Source organism: Pseudomonas sp. OV226 (genome assembly GCF_003148705.1).
Classification (GTDB): Bacteria; Pseudomonadota; Gammaproteobacteria; order Pseudomonadales; family Pseudomonadaceae; genus Aquipseudomonas.
The window spans coordinates 71,376-91,404 of the sequence record NZ_QGGS01000012.1 but is presented as its reverse complement, the minus strand read 5'-3'; the positions used below and the strand labels follow the sequence as shown (position 1 = coordinate 91,404).

General features: G+C 61.1%; 18 protein-coding genes and 1 pseudogene. 12 read left to right on the top strand and 7 right to left on the bottom strand.

The features are described from left to right. The first annotated feature begins 35 nt into the window (after nucleotides 1-35). The 4 genes from C7534_RS19460 to C7534_RS19445 all read left to right on the top strand — a co-directional run bounded on the left by C7534_RS19460 (nucleotide 36) and on the right by C7534_RS19445 (nucleotide 3,061). The gene (locus C7534_RS19460) at nucleotides 36-776 is read left to right on the top strand and encodes a glycosyltransferase family 2 protein (RefSeq protein ID WP_109786726.1); all 741 of its coding nucleotides are present in this window, start codon (nucleotides 36-38) and stop codon (nucleotides 774-776) included. Further along, on the top strand, nucleotides 773-1,051 hold the full coding sequence (locus C7534_RS19455; RefSeq protein WP_046030454.1) for a lipid-A-disaccharide synthase N-terminal domain-containing protein: 279 nt from the start codon (nucleotides 773-775) through the stop codon (nucleotides 1,049-1,051). The genes C7534_RS19460 and C7534_RS19455 overlap by 4 nt, the downstream gene beginning before the upstream one ends. A 3-nt stretch (nucleotides 1,052-1,054) precedes the next feature. After that, the gene (locus C7534_RS19450) at nucleotides 1,055-2,596 is read left to right on the top strand and encodes an ArnT family glycosyltransferase (RefSeq protein ID WP_109786725.1); all 1,542 of its coding nucleotides are present in this window, start codon (nucleotides 1,055-1,057) and stop codon (nucleotides 2,594-2,596) included. 135 nt (nucleotides 2,597-2,731) lie between these two features. Beyond that, complete coding sequence (locus C7534_RS19445; protein WP_046030600.1) at nucleotides 2,732-3,061, top strand: hypothetical protein; 330 nt, start codon at nucleotides 2,732-2,734, stop codon at nucleotides 3,059-3,061. Between the two features lie 206 nt (nucleotides 3,062-3,267). On the opposite strand, the gene C7534_RS19440 is transcribed toward C7534_RS19445, so the two are convergent. From C7534_RS19440 to C7534_RS19420, 5 genes are all read right to left on the bottom strand, one after another. Then, complete coding sequence (locus tag C7534_RS19440) at nucleotides 3,268-3,669, bottom strand: heme-binding protein (protein ID WP_109786724.1); 402 nt, start codon at nucleotides 3,667-3,669, stop codon at nucleotides 3,268-3,270. A gap of 20 nt (nucleotides 3,670-3,689) precedes the next feature. Beyond that, on the bottom strand, nucleotides 3,690-4,907 hold the full coding sequence (gene glcF / locus C7534_RS19435; protein ID WP_109786723.1) for a glycolate oxidase subunit GlcF: 1,218 nt from the start codon (nucleotides 4,905-4,907) through the stop codon (nucleotides 3,690-3,692). Between the two features lie 3 nt (nucleotides 4,908-4,910). Next, nucleotides 4,911-5,975, bottom strand: a complete 1,065-nt coding sequence (glcE, locus tag C7534_RS19430) for a glycolate oxidase subunit GlcE (RefSeq protein WP_109786722.1) — start codon at nucleotides 5,973-5,975, stop codon at nucleotides 4,911-4,913. Then, nucleotides 5,975-7,474 (bottom strand): glycolate oxidase subunit GlcD, encoded by a 1,500-nt coding sequence (glcD, locus tag C7534_RS19425; protein ID WP_109786721.1) that lies wholly within the window; start codon nucleotides 7,472-7,474, stop codon nucleotides 5,975-5,977. Before glcD ends, glcE begins: the two co-directional genes overlap by 1 nt. A 174-nt stretch (nucleotides 7,475-7,648) precedes the next feature. After that, the gene (locus tag C7534_RS19420; RefSeq protein WP_158283927.1) at nucleotides 7,649-9,403 is read right to left on the bottom strand and encodes a caspase family protein; all 1,755 of its coding nucleotides are present in this window, start codon (nucleotides 9,401-9,403) and stop codon (nucleotides 7,649-7,651) included. Nucleotides 9,404-10,021: 618 nt separating this feature from the next. On the opposite strand from C7534_RS19420, the gene C7534_RS33120 reads away from it, so the two are divergent. The 5 genes from C7534_RS33120 to C7534_RS32850 all read left to right on the top strand — a co-directional run bounded on the left by C7534_RS33120 (nucleotide 10,022) and on the right by C7534_RS32850 (nucleotide 15,392). After that, entirely contained in the window at nucleotides 10,022-12,025 is a 2,004-nt protein-coding gene (locus C7534_RS33120) for an aminotransferase class I/II-fold pyridoxal phosphate-dependent enzyme (RefSeq protein WP_109786719.1), read from the top strand. Between the two features lie 27 nt (nucleotides 12,026-12,052). Beyond that, entirely contained in the window at nucleotides 12,053-12,835 is a 783-nt protein-coding gene (locus C7534_RS19410; protein WP_109786718.1) for a transporter substrate-binding domain-containing protein, read from the top strand. Nucleotides 12,836-12,967: 132 nt separating this feature from the next. After that, nucleotides 12,968-13,681: an ABC transporter permease gene (locus C7534_RS19405; RefSeq protein ID WP_046030435.1), complete on the top strand. Its 714-nt coding sequence runs from the start codon at nucleotides 12,968-12,970 to the stop codon at nucleotides 13,679-13,681. A 5-nt stretch (nucleotides 13,682-13,686) separates the two neighbouring features. After that, the gene (locus C7534_RS19400) at nucleotides 13,687-14,385 is read left to right on the top strand and encodes an ABC transporter permease subunit (RefSeq protein WP_046030434.1); all 699 of its coding nucleotides are present in this window, start codon (nucleotides 13,687-13,689) and stop codon (nucleotides 14,383-14,385) included. Next, the gene (locus C7534_RS32850; RefSeq protein WP_109786717.1) at nucleotides 14,385-15,392 is read left to right on the top strand and encodes a DMT family transporter; all 1,008 of its coding nucleotides are present in this window, start codon (nucleotides 14,385-14,387) and stop codon (nucleotides 15,390-15,392) included. Before C7534_RS19400 ends, C7534_RS32850 begins: the two co-directional genes overlap by 1 nt. On the opposite strand, the pseudogene C7534_RS19390 reads toward C7534_RS32850, so the two are convergent. Next, nucleotides 15,348-15,833 (bottom strand): annotated as a pseudogene (locus tag C7534_RS19390) (TetR/AcrR family transcriptional regulator); the annotation flags it as partial. The gene C7534_RS32850 and the pseudogene C7534_RS19390 overlap by 45 nt on opposite strands. 173 nt (nucleotides 15,834-16,006) lie before the next feature. On the opposite strand from C7534_RS19390, the gene C7534_RS19385 reads away from it, so the two are divergent. Then, on the top strand, nucleotides 16,007-17,023 hold the full coding sequence (locus C7534_RS19385; RefSeq protein WP_109786715.1) for a succinylglutamate desuccinylase/aspartoacylase domain-containing protein: 1,017 nt from the start codon (nucleotides 16,007-16,009) through the stop codon (nucleotides 17,021-17,023). 131 nt (nucleotides 17,024-17,154) lie between these two features. Further along, nucleotides 17,155-17,535 (top strand): RidA family protein, encoded by a 381-nt coding sequence (locus tag C7534_RS19380; protein WP_109786714.1) that lies wholly within the window; start codon nucleotides 17,155-17,157, stop codon nucleotides 17,533-17,535. A gap of 66 nt (nucleotides 17,536-17,601) precedes the next feature. On the opposite strand, the gene C7534_RS19375 is transcribed toward C7534_RS19380, so the two are convergent. Continuing rightward, complete coding sequence (locus C7534_RS19375) at nucleotides 17,602-19,314, bottom strand: amidase (protein ID WP_109786713.1); 1,713 nt, start codon at nucleotides 19,312-19,314, stop codon at nucleotides 17,602-17,604. Between the two features lie 214 nt (nucleotides 19,315-19,528). Between C7534_RS19375 and C7534_RS19370 the strand changes: the two genes are divergently transcribed. After that, a complete protein-coding gene (locus tag C7534_RS19370) occupies nucleotides 19,529-19,960 on the top strand; it encodes a DUF1801 domain-containing protein (RefSeq protein WP_218278081.1) in 432 nt (143 codons plus the stop codon). The last annotated feature ends 69 nt before the right edge of the window (nucleotides 19,961-20,029 follow it).

The window sequence follows — 20,029 nt, the reverse complement described above, 5'->3', positions numbered from 1 at the left end:
CCCTTGATGTCAACCAATAGCGGCGGGCGAACCCTGTGAGCCAAGATATTTTTGTATCGGTACTGATTCCGGCAAAGAACGAATCCAACAACCTCAAGCCCTTGATTGAGGAAGTGCGCGCCGCGTTGGCGGATGAAGCGTACGAAATCATTGTGGTCGACGATGGCAGTACCGACGCCACCTTGCACGAACTGCAACAGATCAAAAACGGCGGCCTGAGCACGCTGCGCATTCTGTGTCATGAGCGTTCGCTGGGCCAAAGCACCTCGCTTTACCATGCCGCGCTCGCGGCTCGCGGGCAGTGGCTGGCGACGCTCGATGGCGACGGTCAAAACGACCCGGCGGATATCCCCGGCATGTTGCAACTGGTGCGTGGCGGTCATGGTCCGGTCGACGTTCAACTGGTGGCCGGTCACCGGGTCAACCGCCGCGACACCGCGAGTAAACGCTGGGCGTCGCGTTTCGCCAATGGTCTGCGCCGGCGCATGCTCAACGACGCCACGCCGGACACCGGTTGCGGGCTGAAGCTGATCGAGCGCGCAGCGTTTTTGCGCTTGCCGTACTTCGACCATATGCATCGATTCCTGCCGGCGCTGATCCAGCGTCACAACGGCCGAATGATCGTCCACCCGGTCAACCATCGTCCCCGTACGGCCGGGGTGTCCAAGTACGGCAACCTTGACCGCGCGCTGGTGGGCATTCTGGATCTGGTCGGTGTCTGGTGGCTGATCAAGCGCACGCGCCTCAATACCAAGGCACTGGAGATCGAAGGATGAGTTTCTCCCGCGAAACCCTGTGGCTGGCGGTCGGTTTCATTGGCCAGATCGCCTTCACCGGTCGTTTTGTCTTGCAATGGTTGTACAGCGAGTACCAGAAGCGCAGCGTGATTCCCGTGGCGTTCTGGTACTTGAGCATCATCGGCAGTGCATTGCTACTGGCCTACGCCATTTACCGCCAGGACCCGGTGTTCATTGTCGGTCAGGCGTTTGGCTCGATTGTTTATCTGCGCAATTTGCAGCTGATTGCCAAAAGCAAACTGGTGAAGGAATGAGTCATGCGTAGATCGCTATCGCCCGGTGTTGAATGCCTGGGCCTGATGTTGCTGGCGCTGCTGTTGATCGGCGCCGGATTGGGGCTGCGTCAGCCGCAGAATGTCGACGAGGAACGATTCCTGGGCGTTGCTCTGGAGATGTTGCACAACAGTTCGTGGCTCATTCCGCACCGGGCGGCAGAGATTTACGGCGACAAGCCACCGATTTTCATGTGGACCGTGGCGTTTTTCAGTTGGTTGACCGGGAAACCGGCCATTGCCCTGTATATTCCGGGCCTGTTGTCGGGCGTGACTGTTACCGCGGTGGTCTACGATCTGGGCCGCCGTTTGTGGAATCAGCGTATTGGCCGGATCGCGGCGCTGTTGTACCTGGCCACGTATCAGACTTACAGCATTCTGCAGACCGGTCAGATCGACAGCTTTCTGGTGCTGTTCACCTCGGTCGGCTTGTACGGCCTGACGCGGCACCTGTTGCTCGGCCCGGCCTGGCGCTGGTTTTACCTGGGCTGCGCCGCCATGGGCGTGGGCGTGATCACCAAAGGCGTCGGGTTCGTCCCGGCATTGATGTTGATTCCCTATGCCTATGCCGTGCGCAAAGACTGGTCCGGCGTGGTGGCGATGCCGGGCGAGGCGCGCAAGTGGTGGCTGGGGTTGGCGGTGATATTGGGTGCCACGGCGATCTGGTTGCTGCCCCTGGCGTTGTCCATCGTGCTCAACGGTGGTGCTGAAGAAATCGCCTATGCCAAGGAAATACTGCTGCGTCAGACCGCAGGGCGATATGCCGCGGCCTGGGACCATCGCGAACCGTTCTGGTATTTCTTCGTTTATGTGATCCCGCAATATTGGCTGCCGCTGGTGCTTGCGTTGCCGTGGCTGGTGCCCGCGTGGCGTCGGCAGTTGCGCAAGCATGATGGTCGCGTGTTGGTGCTGCTGGGCTGGGTCATGCTGGTGGTGCTGTTTTTCTGCATCAGCAGCGGCAAGCGCAAGTTGTACATCTATCCGGCGCTGCCCGGGCTGGTGCTGGTGGCGGCGCCGCTGATTCCCTGGTTGCTCAAACGCTGGTTCAGCCAGCGCCCGCGCGGTCGGCAGGTGTTCCAGGCGGTGGCCGTGATCTGGTTTGCACTGTGGTTCGCCCGAGGGTTCATCGAACCGGTCAGGGACGGTGCCAACCCGCATAACGCGATCATGGAACAGGCCGCGACAATGACCGGTGGCGCGGAGCTGGTGTTGGTCAACTGGCGTGAGGGTCACTGGTTATACGCCCGGCAACCGATTGTGCATTTCGGCATGGCCGGTTCCTCGGTCGAGCAAGCGGCCCAATGGTTGCGCGATCACCCCAAGGCGTTTGCACTGGTCCCCGACGAGGAGCTGGGCAAGTGTTTCAATGCCCAGACCGCCCGTGAGCTGGGCGAGACCTCGCGCGCGCAGTGGTCGATTGTGGGCGCCGATGCGGACAACGGAACCTGTCATCCCGAGCCGCCTGCCAACGTCTATCACTTCACCTGGAACGAGCGGGTGAATGAGATGAGGGCGGCGCTGCGCTGAGGATGCGTTATCGGGCTCAGGGCTGATCCTGAGCCCGTTTACTGTTGTTTGATCAAATAAGGCAATTTGCTGGCCCCGCAAGCGCAAAACTATCGCCAAAATCACTTTATTTTCAGGTGGTTAGGGCTAATGCAAGTGCGCAACGTAGCTGTCACGATGATCTCGTTTGCCCTGGCAAGCACTGCCGGCGCTGTCCAGGCCAGGGAATTGATGCCCAATGACCGGTATATGTGCGACTGGGGGGCAGGAACGGCGGCGAGGGCGCAGGAACTCAAGCTGTCCGGGGTGTCGCTGTATGCCGCGCGCCAGAAGATTCAGGTTTATAAATTCAACAAATCGTGGATGCGCATGATGGCGATGGGCATTACCGAGCAAACCTACGACAGCCCTTCGCGCTACACGCCTGCTGCTGTGCGGCAGAGTTTCTATGAAGAATGCGTGCGGTTTAAGTTGGCGCGTAAATAACAACGCCCGAGCATGTAGCAGCTGGCGAAGCCTGCGTTCGGCTGCGTAGCAGTCGTAAATTCTGTACGCGCGGAGCTCCTGAAACACAGCATCGTAGGATTTCACGACTGCTTCGCAGCCGAACGCAGGCTTCGCCAGCTGCTACAGACTGCTTCGCAGCCGAACGCAGGCTTCGCCAGCTGCTACAGACTGCTTCGTTGAAGGTGTCACTTCAGGCATTGCGCGCCGGCCCTGGCCACTTGTGCATCCTGCTCGGCCTTGACGCCGGACACGCCGACCGCGCCAATCACTTGCCCACCGACAATGATTGGCACGCCCCCTTCAAGTGACGTCAGTAGCGGCGCTGATAAAAAGGCGTAGCGCCCACCGTTGACCATCTCTTCGTAACCCTTGGATTCGCGCCGGCCCAACGCCGAGGTGCGGGCTTTTTCGGTGGCAATGTAGGCGCTGATGGCCGCGCAACCGTCGAGGCGTTCGAGCGCCAGGGGATGCCCGCCGTCATCGACAACAACGATGGTCACGGCCCATTGATTGTTCTGTGCTTCGGTGCGGGCGGCGGTGAGGATCTGGCTGACCTCGATCTGGCTCAGTACGGCTTTGCTGTTCATGGCGATTCTCCATTGCGTGGTCAGGGCAGAGCGGCTTCAACCAGTTCGATCCAGTGCCGGACGGGGGTTCGACCGGCACCGTCGAGATGGGTCTGACAACCGATATTGGCGGTAACAATGACTTCGGGGTGCCCGCTTTCCAGCGCATTGAGTTTGTTATCGCGCAGTTGTCGGGACAGTTCGGGTTGGGTCAGCGAATAGGTGCCCGCCGAGCCGCAGCACAGGTGGCTGTCGGGCACGGGCGTGAGGTTGAACCCCAGGCTCGTCAGCAGAGCCTCCACCGCGCCACCGAGTTTTTGCGCGTGCTGCAAGGTGCAGGGGCAGTGGAACGCCAGGCGCTGATCGCTGTGGATGCCGAGTGTTTCCAGCGGTTCATCGCGCAGCACTTCGACCAGGTCCTTGGCCAGTGCGCTGACCTTTTTCGCCTTGTCGGCATAGGCCGGGTCGGCGCGGAGCAAGTGGCCGTAGTCCTTGATAAATGCACCGCAACCGCTGGCGGTCTGCACGATGGCTTCGGCACCGCTCTCGATGCTCGGCCACCACGCATCAATGTTGCGACGGGCGCGGTCCAGTCCAGCCGCCTGGGCGTCGAGGTGATAGTCGACGGCGCCGCAGCAACCGGCCTCGCGGGCCGGTATGACGCTGATGCCCAACCGGTCCAGCACGCGTGCGGTGGCGGCATTGGTGTTGGGTGACAGACCCGGCTGAACGCAGCCTTCCAGGATCAATACCTGCCTGGCGTGGCGCACCGTCGGTCGTGGTTTCGCCGGGTACACACGGCGCGGCAGTTTGGCCTGCAAAGTGTTTGGCAGCAGTGCACGGAACACTTGCCCACTATTGACCAGCGCTTTGAACAGTCCGGGATTGGGCACGACGCTGCGCAAACCTTCACGCAACAAGCGCTGCTCGAGTGAACGCGGTACGGCTGCATCCACCACCGCGCGACCGATGTCGAGCAAGTTGTGGTAATCGACGCCGGAGGGGCAGGTGGTTTCGCAGTTGCGGCACGACAGGCAGCGGTCCAGGTGCTGTTGGGTTTTGCTGGTGACCTCGTGGCCTTCCAGCACCTGCTTGATCAGGTAGATGCGCCCCCTCGGCCCATCCAGTTCATCGCCCAGCAACTGGTACGTCGGGCAAGTGGCGTTGCAAAAACCGCAGTGCACGCACGTGCGCAGAATGCTTTCGGCTTCTTCGGCGCGGGGCAGTTGGCGGGCGTGTTCGCTGAGTGTGGTCTGCATGGTTCAACACTCCGCGTACAGGCGACCGGGATTGAAGATGCCCCGTGGATCGAGCTGCTGCTTGAGGTTTCGGTGGTACAGCATCAGCGCCGCCGGCAACGGTTGGAAGGGGCTATCGATCAGGCCGTGGCTGTAACAGGTCACATGCCCGCCGACCTCGCTCACGATCTTGCGAATGAACGATGCCTGCGCCTCGGATTTGAGCCAGCGCTGGGCGCCGCCCCAATCGATCAGTTGCACACCGGGCAGGGAAAGCCGAGGCGTGTTGTGAGGCAGGGACAAGCGCCAAAGGGGTTGGTCCTCATCGAAAAAACTCAGTCGATGTTCATTGAGGTCTTCCCAGTACGACGCGTCCAGCAACTCGCCGCCCAAACGGTCATGGGCCGCCGCCACCGAGCCTTCGCCGCCTTCCAGCCGCAGGTGCAGGCGTTGCCCGTCGTGGCTCGCCGCGCTGATCGGCAGCGGCTGTTGGCCCCATTCCGCCAGAAGCAGCAAGGCACGGTCACTGTCCATTTCCAGGCTGATGCTCAGGCACTGACGTGGTTTGGGCAGGACCTTGAGCGAGACCTCCGTCACCACACCCAGCGCCCCGAAACTGCCAGCCATCAAGCGCGAGAGGTCGTAGCCTGCGACGTTCTTCATGACTTCGCCACCGAAGCGCAAATGCTTGCCTAGCCCGGTGATCACCCGCGTACCGAGGACAAAATCCCTGACCGATCCAGACCACGGGCGCCGTGGCCCCGACAATCCGCAGGCAATCATGCCGCCGACGGTGGCGTCGTCACCGAAGGAGGGCGGTTCGCACGCCAGCATTTGCTGCGCGTCGTCCAGGACGTTGGCCAGTTCTGACAACCGCGTACCGCAACGGGCGGTGATCACCAGCTCGGTCGGGTCATAACTGACGATGCCTCGATGAGTGCGTGTGTCGAGGACTTCGCCCGCGACGATGCGCCCAAGAAACGCCTTGCTGTTGGAGCCCTGAATGCGCAACGGCGTGGCGTTTTGCAGCGCCTGATTGACCTGCTCCAGCAGGGCATCGCTATCATCCATATCGTAGGGTTCAAGCATCAGAAACGCTCCAGATCAGGGAAGGGCATCTGACCCGAATGCACGTGCATGGCGCCAAACTCGGCGCAGCGGTGCAGGGTGGGGATGTTCTTGCCGGGATTGAGCAGGCCGCCCGGATCGAAGGCGGCTTTGACCGCATGGAACAGTGTCAGCTCATCGCTGTTGAACTGCGCGCACATCTGATTGATTTTCTCGCGGCCCACACCGTGTTCACCGGTAATGCTGCCGCCGACCTTCACGCACAACTCAAGGATTTTCCCGCCCAGGGCTTCGGCACGATCCAGCTCGCCGGGCTGGTTGGCATCGAACAGAATCAGCGGATGCATGTTGCCGTCGCCCGCGTGGAAAACATTGGCGACCCGCAGGCCATATTCGACCGACAGCGCAGCAATCGCCTGCAACACGCCGGGCAGTTCGCGGCGCGGGATCGTCCCGTCCATGCAGTAATAATCGGGTGAGAGGCGTCCCACCGCTGGAAAGGCATTCTTGCGCCCGGCCCAGAAGCGCACGCGCTCCGCTTCGTCACGGGCCTGGCGGACTTCGGTGGCGCCGGCCTGTTCCAGCACCCGGCGCACGCGGTTGCAGTCATCGAAAACGTCGGCCTCAACGCCATCGAGTTCGCAGAGCAAAATGGCTTCGGCGTCGACGGGATAACCAGCGTGGATAAAGTCCTCGGCGGCGCGAATGGCCAGGTTGTCCATCATCTCCAAACCACCGGGGATGATCCCGGCCGCAATGATGTCGCCCACTGCGCGACCGGCCTTTTCGACGGAATCGAACGCGGCCAGCAGTACCTTTGCCGTTTGCGGTTTGGGCAGCAGTTTGACGGTGATTTCGGTAATCACCCCGAGCATGCCTTCAGAGCCGGTGAACAGGGCCAGAAGGTCGAAGCCCGGTGAATCGAGTGCTTCGCTGCCCAGCGTCAGGTGCTCGCCATCGACGGTCAGGATGTCGACCTTGAGCACGTTGTGCACGGTCAGACCGTACTTCAGACAATGCACGCCACCGGCATTTTCGGCGACATTACCGCCGATAGAACAGGCGATCTGCGAGGACGGGTCCGGCGCGTAGTACAGGCCGAAGGGCGCGGCCGCCTGGGAAATCGCCAGATTACGCACCCCCGGCTGAACCCGCGCAGTGCGGGCGGCGGCGTCGATATGCAGGATGTTGTTGAAGCGCGCCATCACCAGCAATACGCCTTTTTCCAGCGGCAATGCACCGCCGGACAACCCCGTACCGGCGCCACGGGCAACCACCGGGACGTGCCGTTCATGGCAGAGTCGAAGGATGCCCTGGACTTCGTCGAGGTGGCGGGGCAGCACCACCAGCAGCGGCGTGGTGCGGTAAGCGGAGAGCCCGTCGCATTCGTACGGTCTGAGTTCCTCCTGCTGATGCAGGATTTCCAGATCCGGCAACCGTGCTCGCAGCGCCTGGAGCAGGGCGGCTCTGTCGACCTCGGGCAAAGCGCCGTCGACGCGTTCATCGTAAAGAATGTTCATAGCCTGATCGCGACCCTCAGTTATTTTTATTAGAGGTCAGTTTCCGGTGATAGGTCCTTGGCAAACGTTAGCTCAGTTGCGCGCTTGAGCAGATTTGATTTTGACGCACCCATAAAAAAACGGGCGCCTTCAAGACGCCCGGTTGGATTTTCAGCGTTGCCGGGGAATAACGGCTTATGGAACAACTTTGCCGAGCAAATCCTTGGGTCCGACGATGGCCGGTTTCTGGTCATAACCCAGTTCGGCCAGGAGCTTGCCCGTCGCACGAACCAGGGCATTGAACGTTGGCCGTTGTTTGGATGAGCGCAGCGTTTGGGCGAGTGCGTAAGTGAATGCACCGTACGAAATCACGCCGTGACGGTATTCATACGACAATTGGGATTCGCCACAGGCGTACATCAGGATCGGCAGAAACGGGCCGTTGTGCTTATAAACAGCACGACGTTTGTTGTAGAGCTTGTCGTCGTACCCACGCTCCGCGATGGCTTGTCCGACTCGGCGAATGCCGTTGCGATTGCTCACGGTATTGGCGGCTTCGGCCTGCTGCGCACTTTTGCGCGCCTGTTTGACCCAGTCGCGCTCGACCCACATCTGCAACTTGGCCTCCCAGCGCAGGGCGCGATGGCGGATGTCATCCGGCGGTGTCAACCCGCGGGCACGCCGTGCGCCTTCGCGCGTCATGCCGCCCGAATGGCAGCAATCGAAGATCGTAATGAACTGCGTGTCATATGGCAGCTGGATGTATAGGTCGCGAAAGTCGTTGTCGACGATGGCGTGCTGCGGTGTCCAGTCGAAATCCCATGGGCACAGGCATTCGTCGATGCGATCGGCTTCGCCTGCGGCATTGGTATTGGGGATCTGCGCACCGTGCCCCGAGTAGAAGAGCACCCGGCGATCACCCGCCTGAGCATCGTCGAGCAGCCAGTGCAGGCGATCGCGAATGCCGGCCGTGGTGGCGCGGTCATCGAGCACCACGCGGATGTCATCCGGCGAGAAGTTCGATTCTTGCAGCAGCGAACTCATCAGAAACACGTCATTGACGCAGCCTTCGAGCCGGTCCGCAGGGTTGGGGTAGTTGTTGATCCCGATCAGCAGGGCCTTGTCCCGCGAGCGACGCGCGGTGCGCGCCTTTGGCACTGCAAGCCCCAGGGACTTGTCGACAGCAAGCAGGCGTTTGTCGAATCCTCTGGCAAGGCCTGCCTGCAACAGGGGCCCCCATACATTGGACCGGGTTTCGACGTGGCCCAGATAGAACGTCGCATCGTGATTGAGCGCGTCGCCCGGCTTGTCGAACGGCGTCATGACCTGGGTGAAGTTTGCATCGCGCAAGTACAGCGGTGCGGTGAACACATGGTCGTGTTCGTTGTAGAGGTGATACCACTTGTACGCCGTCTCGATGCCTTCAATGCGCCCGCCGAACGTTTCGCGCACGGCGGGGTTGGCAATCTGCGAGCCGAAGGTGATCAACACACGATTGCTCATCAGTGACGAATCTCGCCGGAACGTGTCGTAGGCGACCAGCGTACCGAGGCTGTGGGCGCAGACGATGTCCGGCTGGAAATCGTTGACGCGGTTGGCGAGGTCTTTACGCAATGTGGTCCGCAGCGCCTCGTCCGCCGTCCACTGCGCCACCATGCCGGCCGTCCAGCGCAGGCGATCGGGAAATTGCCCGATGCCGCGGTCGCGCCGGAACACGTCGCCAACCGAGTGGATCACGGAACTGGTCAGGAGTCGCAGCGTCGCTTCGGCAATTTCCGGCGCGCCGAGGCCGCTGTTTGCAAAACGCGCGTCATATTCGAAATAGTCCAGTTCGATGACGGCGTTCGGCGCCGCGCTCAGTACCGCGTTGGTAATGGCTCGCTTCCAGGATTGCTCAAAAGTCTCGTCCGCTTCCTCGTGGCCGATGCCATGCACGCACAAAATCTTCATTTCCATTTCCTTGTTGTCATGTTGAGTTTGCTGGCGTTTTTTAGGCAGGCGAACTTGGAGTCGTGGTCGAGGGAAGAGCGGTGCACGTTAATAACTAATCACTTGTTCGCATGTGGTGTTGAGCATATTAGATAAACAAAATCCGTCCGAAAGTTTTTATGAATATTCGGAATGAATGGTTTGTTTTTAATTTTGATAGTTGCTATGGGGATGCGGGTCACGTTATTCGCTGCCTGTGGGGTCGGTAGGGTAGGGCTTTTGATATTCATGCTGGCGCGCCAAGTATCAATTTTTTATGATGTATTACTTGCATTACAAGTGCAGGATTATTTGTTTTAGGGCCGTTGTATTAATTGAAACTTCGACGGGGTGCTTGCGTTTTTTTAAAACATTAACGGTTGTAATACACCCGCAAAGTCATCGGGGTTTCTACTCGCGACCCTTTTGTGTTTCCTTGCTGAAAAACGCCTCGACTGTCGTAAAAACGACCTGTTTGCGCCGAACGCGAAGCCTCGTGACTTTTCTGTTGAACGACTGTTCAGCTTCGACTATGTTGGTGGCCACCTCCCCGGCTGGTTGCGCGGGCTTGCGTTTCTTCATTTCGAACGAGGCACTGGCATGCGTTTTTCACCCTTTGTTGAGCGGATTTCAGGCGACGGCGTCGCCGCCTGGGATATTCACAATGCAGCCTTCGAAGCCCAGCGCCGTGGTGAGGATGTGATCATTCTCAGTGTTGGTGATCCGGACTTCCCCACGCCCGATTTCATCACCGATGCCGCCATCGAAGCGCTGCGCGAAGGTGACACCCACTACACCGAAATCGCCGGGCGCCAGGCCTTGCGCGAAGCCATCGCCGCTCGCTACAGCCCACTGTTCGACCGTGAGGTGTCAGCGCCCAATGTCATCGTCGCGGCCGGGGCGCAGAACGCGCTGTTCATCACGTCGATGTGCCTGCTCAACATAGGCGATGAAGTGATTGCCCTGGACCCGATGTACGTGACGTACGAGGCCACACTCAAGGCGTCCGGTGCGACGCTGGTGCGGGTGCCGTGCTCGGCGGATTCCGGTTTCAGGCTCGATGCCGCTGTGTTGGCCAAGGCCATTACCCCGCGCACCCGGGCAATTTTCTTCTCCAACCCGAACAACCCCACCGGCGTGGTGCTCAATCGCGAAGAGCTGCAAGCCATCGCCGATCTCGCCATCGAGCATGACCTGTGGGTCGTGGTCGATGAGGTCTACGAAAGCCTTGCGTTCGAACGCGAACACCTCAGTCTCGCGGCGTTGCCGGGCATGGCCGAACGCTGCGTGGTCATTGGCAGTCTGTCGAAGTCTCATGCCATGACCGGTTGGCGCATCGGCTGGATCGTCGCCGCCCCCGCCCTGATCGAACATGCCGAAACCCTGGTGCTGAGCATGCTGTATGGCTTGCCGGGGTTTGTCATGGAGGCGGCGCTCAAAGCGGTGCAGGCCCACGACGACGTGACCCACGGCATGCGCGAGATCTATCGCCGTCGTCGTGATCTGGTGGTCGCGAGCCTGGCGGATTGCCCGGGCATTTCAGTGCTCAATCCCGATGCCGGCATGTTCGTGCTGGTGGACGTGCGCGACACCGGGCTGGCCTCGCTTGAGTTCGCCTGGCGCCTGCTGCGCGAGGCGCGCGTGTCGGTCCTCGATGCGGCAGCGTTTGGCGAACCCGCGCAAGGTTTTGTACGGCTCTCGTTCACCCTGGGTGAAGAGCGACTGGCCCAGGCTTGCCAGCGTATTCGCGATTTCGTCCTGGTGTTGAAAGGTGAGGCTCCACGGCCCGTAATCAGCCGCGTTACTTGTGAGGCAACCGTTGCACCGGTTGCGGCCAAGACCATGATCGAAGTCGATGGCCTGCACAAACGCTTCGGCAATATCGAAGTGCTCAAAGGCGTATCCCTGACGGCTCGCGAAGGCGATGTGATCTCCCTGATCGGCGCCAGCGGCTCGGGCAAAAGTACCTTGCTGCGCTGCATCAACATGCTCGAAGTGCCGGATCAGGGGCGGATTCTGGTGGACGGCGAAAGCATCAAGCTCAACCACGACCGTCCCGGCGCGCCGCTGGTGTCTGACGCCAAACAGTTGGTGCGGATCCGTTCGAGCCTGGGCATGGTGTTTCAGAATTTCAATCTCTGGCCCCATCGCACGGTGCTGGAAAACCTCATCGAAGCGCCGACCCAGGTCCTGCGTGAAAGCCGTGCCGAGGCCACCGAACGGGCCGAAGCGTTGCTGGAACGCGTCGGGCTGGCGGCCAAGCGCAACGAGTACCCGGCGTTTCTCTCCGGGGGACAGCAACAACGGGTGGCCATCGCCCGGGCCCTGGCCATGCGGCCCAAGGTCATGCTGTTCGATGAACCCACCTCGGCACTCGACCCGGAACTGGTCGGCGAAGTGCTGCGGGTGATCCGCTCCCTCGCGGAAGAAGGCCGGACCATGATCCTGGTGACCCATGAGATGGCTTTTGCCCGCGATGTCTCTTCCAAAGTTGCCTATTTGCACCAAGGGCTGATCGAGGAAACCGGTTCGCCGGATGAAGTGTTCGTACACCCACGCAGTGAACGTTGCCGACAATTCGTCAACGCGCATCAGACTCGCTAATACATCATAAAAAGACGGGGAAAAATCATGGGAAATCGACGTTTGGCAAACTGGTTTACAGGCGCGGCCTGCTTGTTGCTGGCCGGCATGAGCGCGGCGCAAGCCCAGCCGATCAGGTTCGCGGTCGCAGCCGAACCGTATCCGCCGTACACCGAAAAGCAGGCCAACGGTGAATGGAAAGGCTTTGAGGTCGACCTGATCCACAAGCTGTGCAGCGAAATGAAAGCCGAGTGCGAGATCAAGGAAGTGGCGTGGGACGGGATCATTCCGTCGCTGCTGGCGAAGAAGATCGACGTGATTTTTTCCTCGATGTCGGTGACCGAAGAACGCGAAAAACAGATCGCCTTCAGCAAGGCCTACTACGACTCGGTGATCGCGATTGTCGGTCCGAAGGGCACTTCCGTTAAAAAGTACCCGGATGACCTCAAGGGCAAGACCATCGGCGTACAGAACTCGACGGTCAGCGCCAGTTTCCTGAAGACCTACTACGAGAAAATCGCCGACGTTAAGTATTACGACACCCAGGACTCGGCCAACGCTGACCTGATTGCCGGTCGCATCGACCTGATGATGGCGGACGGCACGGCCATGGCGGCGTTCGTACAGACGCCGGATGCCAGCAACCTGGCCTACCTCGGCGCAGTGCCTTATGACCCGATCTTCGGCAAAGGTGTGGGCGCCGGCCTGCGCAAGGATGACACCGAGCTCAAGGCCAAACTCGACAAGGCCATCCAGGAACTGTTGGCGAGCAAGGACTATGACGACCTCTCCCAAAGCTACTTCGGTACCAGCGTAAAACCTGCGTTCTGACGCAACCGCTATTCCCTGTAGGAGCCGGGCTTGCCCGCGATGGGGCCCTCGAGGCCGCCCAAAAGCATCGCGGGCAAGCCATGCTCCTACAGGGGTAGGTGATGCCGTGAACGTCGCTAACTGGAGAGTGAAATGCCAGCAATGTTCGAGTTGATCAACTTCAGCGAGCAAGGATGGGGCGGTGCGCTGCTGAAGGGGCTCTGGATGACCCTGCAGATTTCGGCCGGGGCGTTTGTGCTCGGGCTTTTGATCGGGCTGGTGGTGGCCTGCCTGAAGCTGAGTGCGCCCAAACCCATCGCGGCACTGATGCGCAGCTACACCACCTTGTTCCGCGCGGTTCCGGAGTTGTTGCTGATTCTCTTGCTGTACTACGTCGGCTCCATGCTCCTCAATTCGCTGATGACGCAGATGGGTTACGGCACCGTGGATGTCAGCGGCCCATTGGCGGCGATCGTGGTGCTGGGCCTGGTGCAAGGGGCTTACGCGTCGGAGATTTTCCGCGCGGCGATCCAGGCCATTCCGTTCGGCCAGATCGAGGCGGCCAAGGCGTTTGGCTTGAACGGCTTCGGCCTGTTCCGGCGAGTCACGCTGCCGATCATGGCGCCTTACGCAATGGCCGGGATGGCCAACTTGTGGATCAACCTGATCAAGGACAGCGCATTGATCAGCGTGGTCGGCACTAACGAACTGCTCTACACCGCCAAGCAAGGCGCGGGTTCGACGCGGCATTACTTGTTGTTCTACCTCACCGCCGCGGCGATGTATTACGCGGTGACACTGGTGTCCAACTACCTGTCTGGACGGCTTGAGCGACGCATCCGTCGCTGGATGCCTTTGGCTGAGTAAACGAAATGATTCCAGCGTGGATAATTGAATACGCGGCGCTGTTGGGCCGAGGGCTGCAAACGACCATCACCATCCTGTTGATCTCCAGCGTGTTCGGCTACGCACTGGCGGTGTTGGTGGCACTGGCGCGGATTTCAAAGAACCGGGTGATTGCCAAGGTCAGCCTGTTCTACACCAGCGTGACGCGCGGTACGCCATTGCTGATCCAGATCTACATTTTCTACTACGGCCTCGGCAGCCTGTTTGCGCAGTTTCCGTTGATTCGCGGCAGCTTCCTCTGGCCGTACCTGCGTGACGGTTACTGGTACATCGTGTTTGCCCTGGTGGTGTCGGTGGGGGCCTATGTCGGCGAAGTGATTCGCGGTGGCCTGCTGGCGGTACCCAAGGGTGAGATGGAAGCGGCGTCGGCCTTTGGCATGACGGCGCGCCAGTCCCTGCTTCGCGTGCGCTTGCCTCGGGCCCTGCGCTTGCTGTTGCCGACGCTGGCCGGGGAGACCGTGATGCTCCTCAAGTCGACGGCGCTGGCCTCGACCATTGCCATTATCGATCTGTTGGGGGCCGCCAACGTGGTGCGGGCGCAGACGCTGCAAGTCTATGAGCCGCTGTTGCTGGTGGCCGGTGTGTATGTTTGCCTGACGTTCCTGATCGAGGCGCTGTTTGCCTTTGCCGAGCGGCGCGGGACGCCCGTGCGCAGGTCGGCGTAATGAGCACGACACGGATCGTCGACCGGTCGTTGCAAGGCATCGGCCTGTGCACGTTGGGATATACGTTTCTGGCGTTGCAGGACGCCGCCATCAAATGGCTGGTGGCCGATTATTCGGTGGTCAGCATTCTGTTCTGGCGTGCGTTCGTGGTGGTGCTGGCCTGTCTGCTGGCGGGGCGGTTGCGCCTGGTCCAGCGCGCCTGGCACTCACCGAGCCGACGCTTGCTGGTGGTGCGCGGGCTGCTGTCGATTGTGGCTTGGGTGTTGTATTACACGGCGGCCCGCGACCTGAGCCTGGCGGAAATGACCACCCTGTATTTCTCCGCACCGATCATGGTCACGGTGCTGGCGGCGGTGATTCTCAAGGAACGCGCCAGCGCTTGGCAGTGGGTCAGCCTGATCATTGGATTTGCCGGTGTGCTCATTGCCTGTCGCCCAGGCAACATGACCGACCCGCTGCCGGTGGCGCTGACGCTGTTGGCCGCGGTGTGCTGGGCGTTCACCTACATTCAATTGCGCCAGGTGGATGAGCAGACATCCGTGCTGGAGCAGATGCTGATCACCAACGTGGTGTTTGTCATTTGCATGACAGTGGCCTTGCCCTGGACCTACACCCCGGCGCCGACCCCGGCCTGGCTGGGGATGCTCGGGGCCGGGCTGGTCGGCGGTATTGGTCAGTTTCTATTGTTCGCCAGTTTCCAGCGGGCCACCGCGACGTTGCTGGCACCGTTCGAGTACACCGGGCTGATCTGGGCGTTCCTGCTGTCGAGCCTGATCTGGGGCACGCTGATGGATGTGTCGCTGATGATCGGTGCCGGGCTGATCGCGGTCAGTGGCACCCTGGCGATGATCTTCGGCCGTCATCCCTCACACGACGTTGTCGGTGCTGAATGCTCCGTGACGCAGCCCCTTTATCCAGCAACGACAGATATGGAGGCCGTTGGCGGGGCTGAAGGTTTCGGGGTTCAGGCACCACTCGATCCAGAGTCCGTCGAGCATCGCCGATAAACCGATGGCGGCCAGGCGCGTGTCGTGGATCACGAACCCTTCGCTGGTTGCCATGTCATCGAGCAATTGGCGGAGCAGGTCGAGGTAGGCGCGATAGCTTTTTTCGTGGGACTGGCTGACGTGTTCGGAGTGACGAATCAGGCTCCAGAACACCACCCAGACGCCGAGCAGTTGCGGGTCCATGACCCGGGGCGAGAAGGAGCCGGTGAGGAAGGCGTCCATCTTTTCGGCAGGGGTGCCGGCCTGCTGGATTTCCTGGAGCAGGGCGGTGGTCAGTTCGCTGGCGATCTTTTGGTAGGTGTCGGCGATCAACGCATCGATGCTGCCGAAATGGTGATTGAGCAACCCTACGGACACGCCGGCTTCGGTGGCGATGCGACGCACGGAAATACCGGCGTGACCATCGCGCACCAGGCAACGCAGGGTCGCGGCAACCAGCATTTCGCGGCGTTCGTCAGGTTCGGCACGACGGTTTTTCGGGGCGGGGGTGGTCACAAGCGAATCCTTGGGTGTATTGCCTGGTTCGCGAGCTTAGTTGAACGTGCGTTCAATCACCAGTCTCGACGCCGGCAATGCAGGTTTTTTAAACGTGGGTGACGCGGGAGGACAAACCGATGGCGCAGGATGTTTCGTTCAGTGTTCGCAACAATAACGGCGACGCGGTGCAGGTTGGTGCCTGGCGTTTCGAGGGCGATGGCAGTGGACCGACCGTGCACCTGCAAGCCGGAGTGCATGCCGATGAAATCGCCGGGATGCTGGTGCTGCATCTGTTGATGCAAAAGCTTCAGGTCGCCGATGCCCACGGTCGGCTCAAAGGCAGCGTGACGGTGGTGCCGCAAGCCAATCCGCTGGGCATCGGGCAGTTTCGCCAAGGCCGGCTTCTCGGTCGCTTTCATGACGCCACCGGGAACAACTTCAACCGTTCGTTCGACCAATCGGCGGCCATGGCCCAACCGTCGACCAACGTTCAAGCGTGGCAAAAAAAACTGGTGCAACTGGCGGCGCCGGCACACGTGGTGCTCGATCTGCACACTGATGACGAGGCGCTGCCCTACCTCTACGTTCACCGCCGTTTCTGGCCACGAGGCCGCGAACTGGCCGCCGCGATGAAGATGGACGTGGCAATCATTTGGGATGACGGCGGCGATGGCTCCTTCGAAGAAACCATCATTGCGCCATGGCTGCGTGACGGCGTCACCGACCAGCGCATGGCCGCGACACTGGAGCTGCGCGGGCAGGGCGATGTCAGTGACCGGGTTGCCAAACAGGATGCCGAGGGGTTGTATGCGTGGCTGTGCGGTTGCGGGGTCATCGACGAAGCGCTGACACCCGCTGACTGGCCCGTCGAGGCGATGGAAATGGGCCACATGGAAACCATTCTGGCGCCACAGCCCGGGGTGCTGATCTTCGAAAAAGAGCTCGGTAATTTCGTCGAGGAGGGGCAGCGCTTTGCGCGGATTCTACGGCGGCCGGGGGATCCGTCCTCCGAAGTGGTGCTGCACGCCGAGCAAGCAGGGCGAATGGTCACCCGCTATCGGGATCGGCTGGTGCCTCAGGGCATGGTGGTGGCGAAATTCACCGGCAACCGGGTCTCGCGCAACTGGAGCGGCGGGTTGCTCGACCCTGACTAGGCCTCGTTGGCGAGTGTGGCGGCAACACCGCCCACGTTCACCACACGATCTTGAACAGCGGTGCGCCGTGGGGTTGTAAACTGCCCGCCTGATACGCGACAGCCCTTTACCCTTTCAAGCACGAGATCCCCATGGCAAACCAAGACATCACATTCACCCCTGATCCTGACCAGGACTCCATTTCCTCCGACCTCGCCGGATTCGGCGGCCTGTTGGTCTCCACTCAGATTCCGACTCGCGTCGACGGCAGTCTGGAGTTGGGCGGCATCGTCGAGCAGAGCGAATGCACGCTGCAAGCACTCAAGGTTGCACTGGAGCGCGCCGGCAGTTCGATGGACCGGGTGTTGCACCTGACCATCTACCTCACCGACATGGCTGATCGCGCCGCCTTCAACGAAGTCTACAAGCGCTTCTTCGCCAAACCGTGGCCGGTGCGTGCCGCGGTGGGCGTCGCCGCGCTGGCAGTCGAAGGCATGCGTGTGGAAGTCACCGCGATGGCAGCCAAGGCCTGATGCATCAGATCGGCTGAATCGTTGGCCGGGAGAAGGGCATGTACAGCCCCAATCCCGGCCTTCTTTTTAGCGCTGACCCGACAGCGCCGGGGTACGCGGCGGGATCAAGCGTTTTGTCCCGGTCGCTTCAAACGCCGACGCCAGGCGCAGCAGCGACGAATCGTCATAGGCGCGGCCGGCGAAGGTCAGCCCGACGGGCATGCCAATGTCCGGCATGACGCCCATCGGCACCGTGACCGTGGGAACGCCCAAGTGGCGGATGGCGAGGTTGCCGTTGGCCACCCAGACACCGTTGCTCCACGCGATGTCCGCGGACTGCGGATCGACATCGGCATTCGCCGGCCCAACGTCGGCGACCGTCGGGAACAGCACCGCATCGAGCCCCAGGCGATCCATCCACTCCTCAAGATCGATACGGCGCGTGTGTTCAAGCCCGCGCAAGCCATCCGGCACCGTGGTGATCTCATTCCATGGGGTGATGCCGCGCTCGGCCATCCGCACATATTCGTCCATGCCGGCGGCAAGGTCGCCCTCGCGGTTGGGCAGGGTGCCGGGGTCGTGCGGGAAAATCAGCGGTCCGTCGACGTCGACCAGACGGTTCAATGTCGGGTCGCCGTTGGCCTGGAGAAAATCATCGAACGCCCAGGCCGTCAGGTCCCACAACTCGTGGTGCAGGAACTCTTTAGAGACAATGCCGCGATTGAACACGGTCGGCGCGCCCGGACGGTCGCCTTCGCAATTGGATACCAACGGGAAATCGACCTCGATGACTTCGGCGCCGGCGGCTTCGAGTGCCTGGCGAGCCGCTTCCCACAGTCCGATCACCGAGGCCCGAGTGTTGATTCGCTGCCCCGTTGGCCCGCCGATGCCCGGCGCTTCGCTGGTGCCTGCTTCCAGGTCCTTGTTGATGTACATGCGCGGCACGCCGAAACGCTTGCCGGCCAGTGCGTCAGGCTTCGCCGCCAGCTCGTGATAAGAGGCCGGGCGTACCGAGGTGACGCCCGGAATCGGCACCCAGGGCTGCATCCGCCACAGGTCGCCGCGGGTGTCGGGGTCTTCGGCCACGACCACGTCGAGCACCTCAAGCAGGTCGGCCATGGTTCTGGCAAACGGCACGACAACGTCCATGGTCGGGGTCAGCGGCCAGTTGCCGCGCACCGAAATCACCCCGCGCGATGGCGTGTAGGCGCACAAACCATTGTTCGAAGCGGGACCGCGTCCACTCGACCAGGTTTCTTCGGCCAGGCCAAACGCCGCGAAACTGGCAGCGGTGGCCGTGCCGGCACCGTTCGACGAACCCGAGGCGAACGGCGCGGTGAGGTAGTCAGCGTTGTACGGGCTTTCGGCGCGGTCATAGACCCCGCGTTGCATGCCGCCGTTGGCCATGGGCGGCATGTTGGTCTTGCCCAGGCAAATGGCGCCGGCGCCGCGCAGCCGTTCGATGGTGAACGCATCGCGATAGGCGATCAGGTTGGCGAAGGCCGGGCTGCCGGACGCGGCGGTCAGGCCCTTGACCAGATAACTGTCCTTGGCCGTGTAGGGGATGCCATCGAGCGGCCCCAGCGTTTCGCCTTTGGCCCGGCGGGCATCGGATGCCTGCGCTTCCTTGAGTGCGTCGGGGTTACGCACCACGACCGCGTTGAGGGCGGTGGGTGTGTCCGCACCGTCGTAGGCATCGATCCGGGCGAGATAAGCATTGACCAACTCAACCGCGGTGGTCTGGCCGGATTCGAGCGCAGTGCGCAGTTGCGCAATGGAAACCTCGGTTACCTCAATCATGCTGTCACCGCCGACGGCTGGGAGACGTGGGATTTCGGAGCATCACTTGGCTGAAAATGGGTGTTCATATCAATTCTCGTTGCACTGCATTACGCGACAAGGGCTGGACGGGTGACCTGAGCGTCGCATTTTGGCATCAAGCCGGGAGCAGGGGAAACGCCCGGCAACTATCATGAGGCGGGTAAAAACCATCATGAAGAAGGTGACGACCATCATGAAGAAGGAAGCGAGCGCTGAAAAGGATGGCGAAGGGCAAGTGGCGGCCTCTGAGCTGATAGACGCGAGAATCAAGGAACTGAATGATTGGCGGGGCGAAACACTCGCCAGAATCCGGGCGCTTATTCGCCAGGCCGACCCCGAGGTGGTGGAGGAGTGGAAGTGGCGCGGTGTGCCGGTGTGGTCTCACGCCGGCATCATCTGCACCGGCGAGACGTACAAAAGCGTCGTCAAAATGACCTTTGCCCAAGGCGCTTCGCTGGAGGACCCTTCGGGTCTTTTCAATTCCAGTCTTGAAGGCAATACCCGACGAGCCATTGATGTGCATGAGGGTGAACAGCTGGATGAAACGGCATTGCAGGCACTGGTTGGCGCCGCCGTGGCGCTCAATCTTTCGCGGATGGCCGCTCGGCGAAAACCGGCCAAATGAACTCGCGAGGCATCTAAAGCAAGTGTCTCGCGGTGATACCAATTGGCCATCAATTCCGTTAGAGTGTGC

Excerpts from the sequence above, each read along its gene's own strand:
- C7534_RS19420 (WP_158283927.1), bottom strand. The coding sequence starts at position 9,403 with ATGAAGATTTTGTGCGTGCATGGCATCGGCCACGAGGAAGCGGACGAG.
- C7534_RS19400 (WP_046030434.1), top strand. The coding sequence starts at position 13,687 with ATGATTCCAGCGTGGATAATTGAATACGCGGCGCTGTTGGGCCGAGGG.
- C7534_RS19450 (WP_109786725.1), top strand. The coding sequence starts at position 1,055 with ATGCGTAGATCGCTATCGCCCGGTGTTGAATGCCTGGGCCTGATGTTG.
- C7534_RS19455 (WP_046030454.1), top strand. The coding sequence starts at position 773 with ATGAGTTTCTCCCGCGAAACCCTGTGGCTGGCGGTCGGTTTCATTGGC.
- C7534_RS19385 (WP_109786715.1), top strand. The coding sequence starts at position 16,007 with ATGGCGCAGGATGTTTCGTTCAGTGTTCGCAACAATAACGGCGACGCG.
- C7534_RS19375 (WP_109786713.1), bottom strand. The coding sequence starts at position 19,314 with ATGATTGAGGTAACCGAGGTTTCCATTGCGCAACTGCGCACTGCGCTC.
- glcF (WP_109786723.1), bottom strand. The coding sequence starts at position 4,907 with ATGCAGACCACACTCAGCGAACACGCCCGCCAACTGCCCCGCGCCGAA.
- glcE (WP_109786722.1), bottom strand. The coding sequence starts at position 5,975 with ATGCTTGAACCCTACGATATGGATGATAGCGATGCCCTGCTGGAGCAG.
- C7534_RS19370 (WP_218278081.1), top strand. The coding sequence starts at position 19,529 with ATGAAGAAGGAAGCGAGCGCTGAAAAGGATGGCGAAGGGCAAGTGGCG.
- C7534_RS32850 (WP_109786717.1), top strand. The coding sequence starts at position 14,385 with ATGAGCACGACACGGATCGTCGACCGGTCGTTGCAAGGCATCGGCCTG.
- glcD (WP_109786721.1), bottom strand. The coding sequence starts at position 7,474 with ATGAACATTCTTTACGATGAACGCGTCGACGGCGCTTTGCCCGAGGTC.
- C7534_RS19405 (WP_046030435.1), top strand. The coding sequence starts at position 12,968 with ATGCCAGCAATGTTCGAGTTGATCAACTTCAGCGAGCAAGGATGGGGC.
- C7534_RS33120 (WP_109786719.1), top strand. The coding sequence starts at position 10,022 with ATGCGTTTTTCACCCTTTGTTGAGCGGATTTCAGGCGACGGCGTCGCC.
- C7534_RS19380 (WP_109786714.1), top strand. The coding sequence starts at position 17,155 with ATGGCAAACCAAGACATCACATTCACCCCTGATCCTGACCAGGACTCC.
- C7534_RS19410 (WP_109786718.1), top strand. The coding sequence starts at position 12,053 with ATGGGAAATCGACGTTTGGCAAACTGGTTTACAGGCGCGGCCTGCTTG.
- C7534_RS19440 (WP_109786724.1), bottom strand. The coding sequence starts at position 3,669 with ATGAACAGCAAAGCCGTACTGAGCCAGATCGAGGTCAGCCAGATCCTC.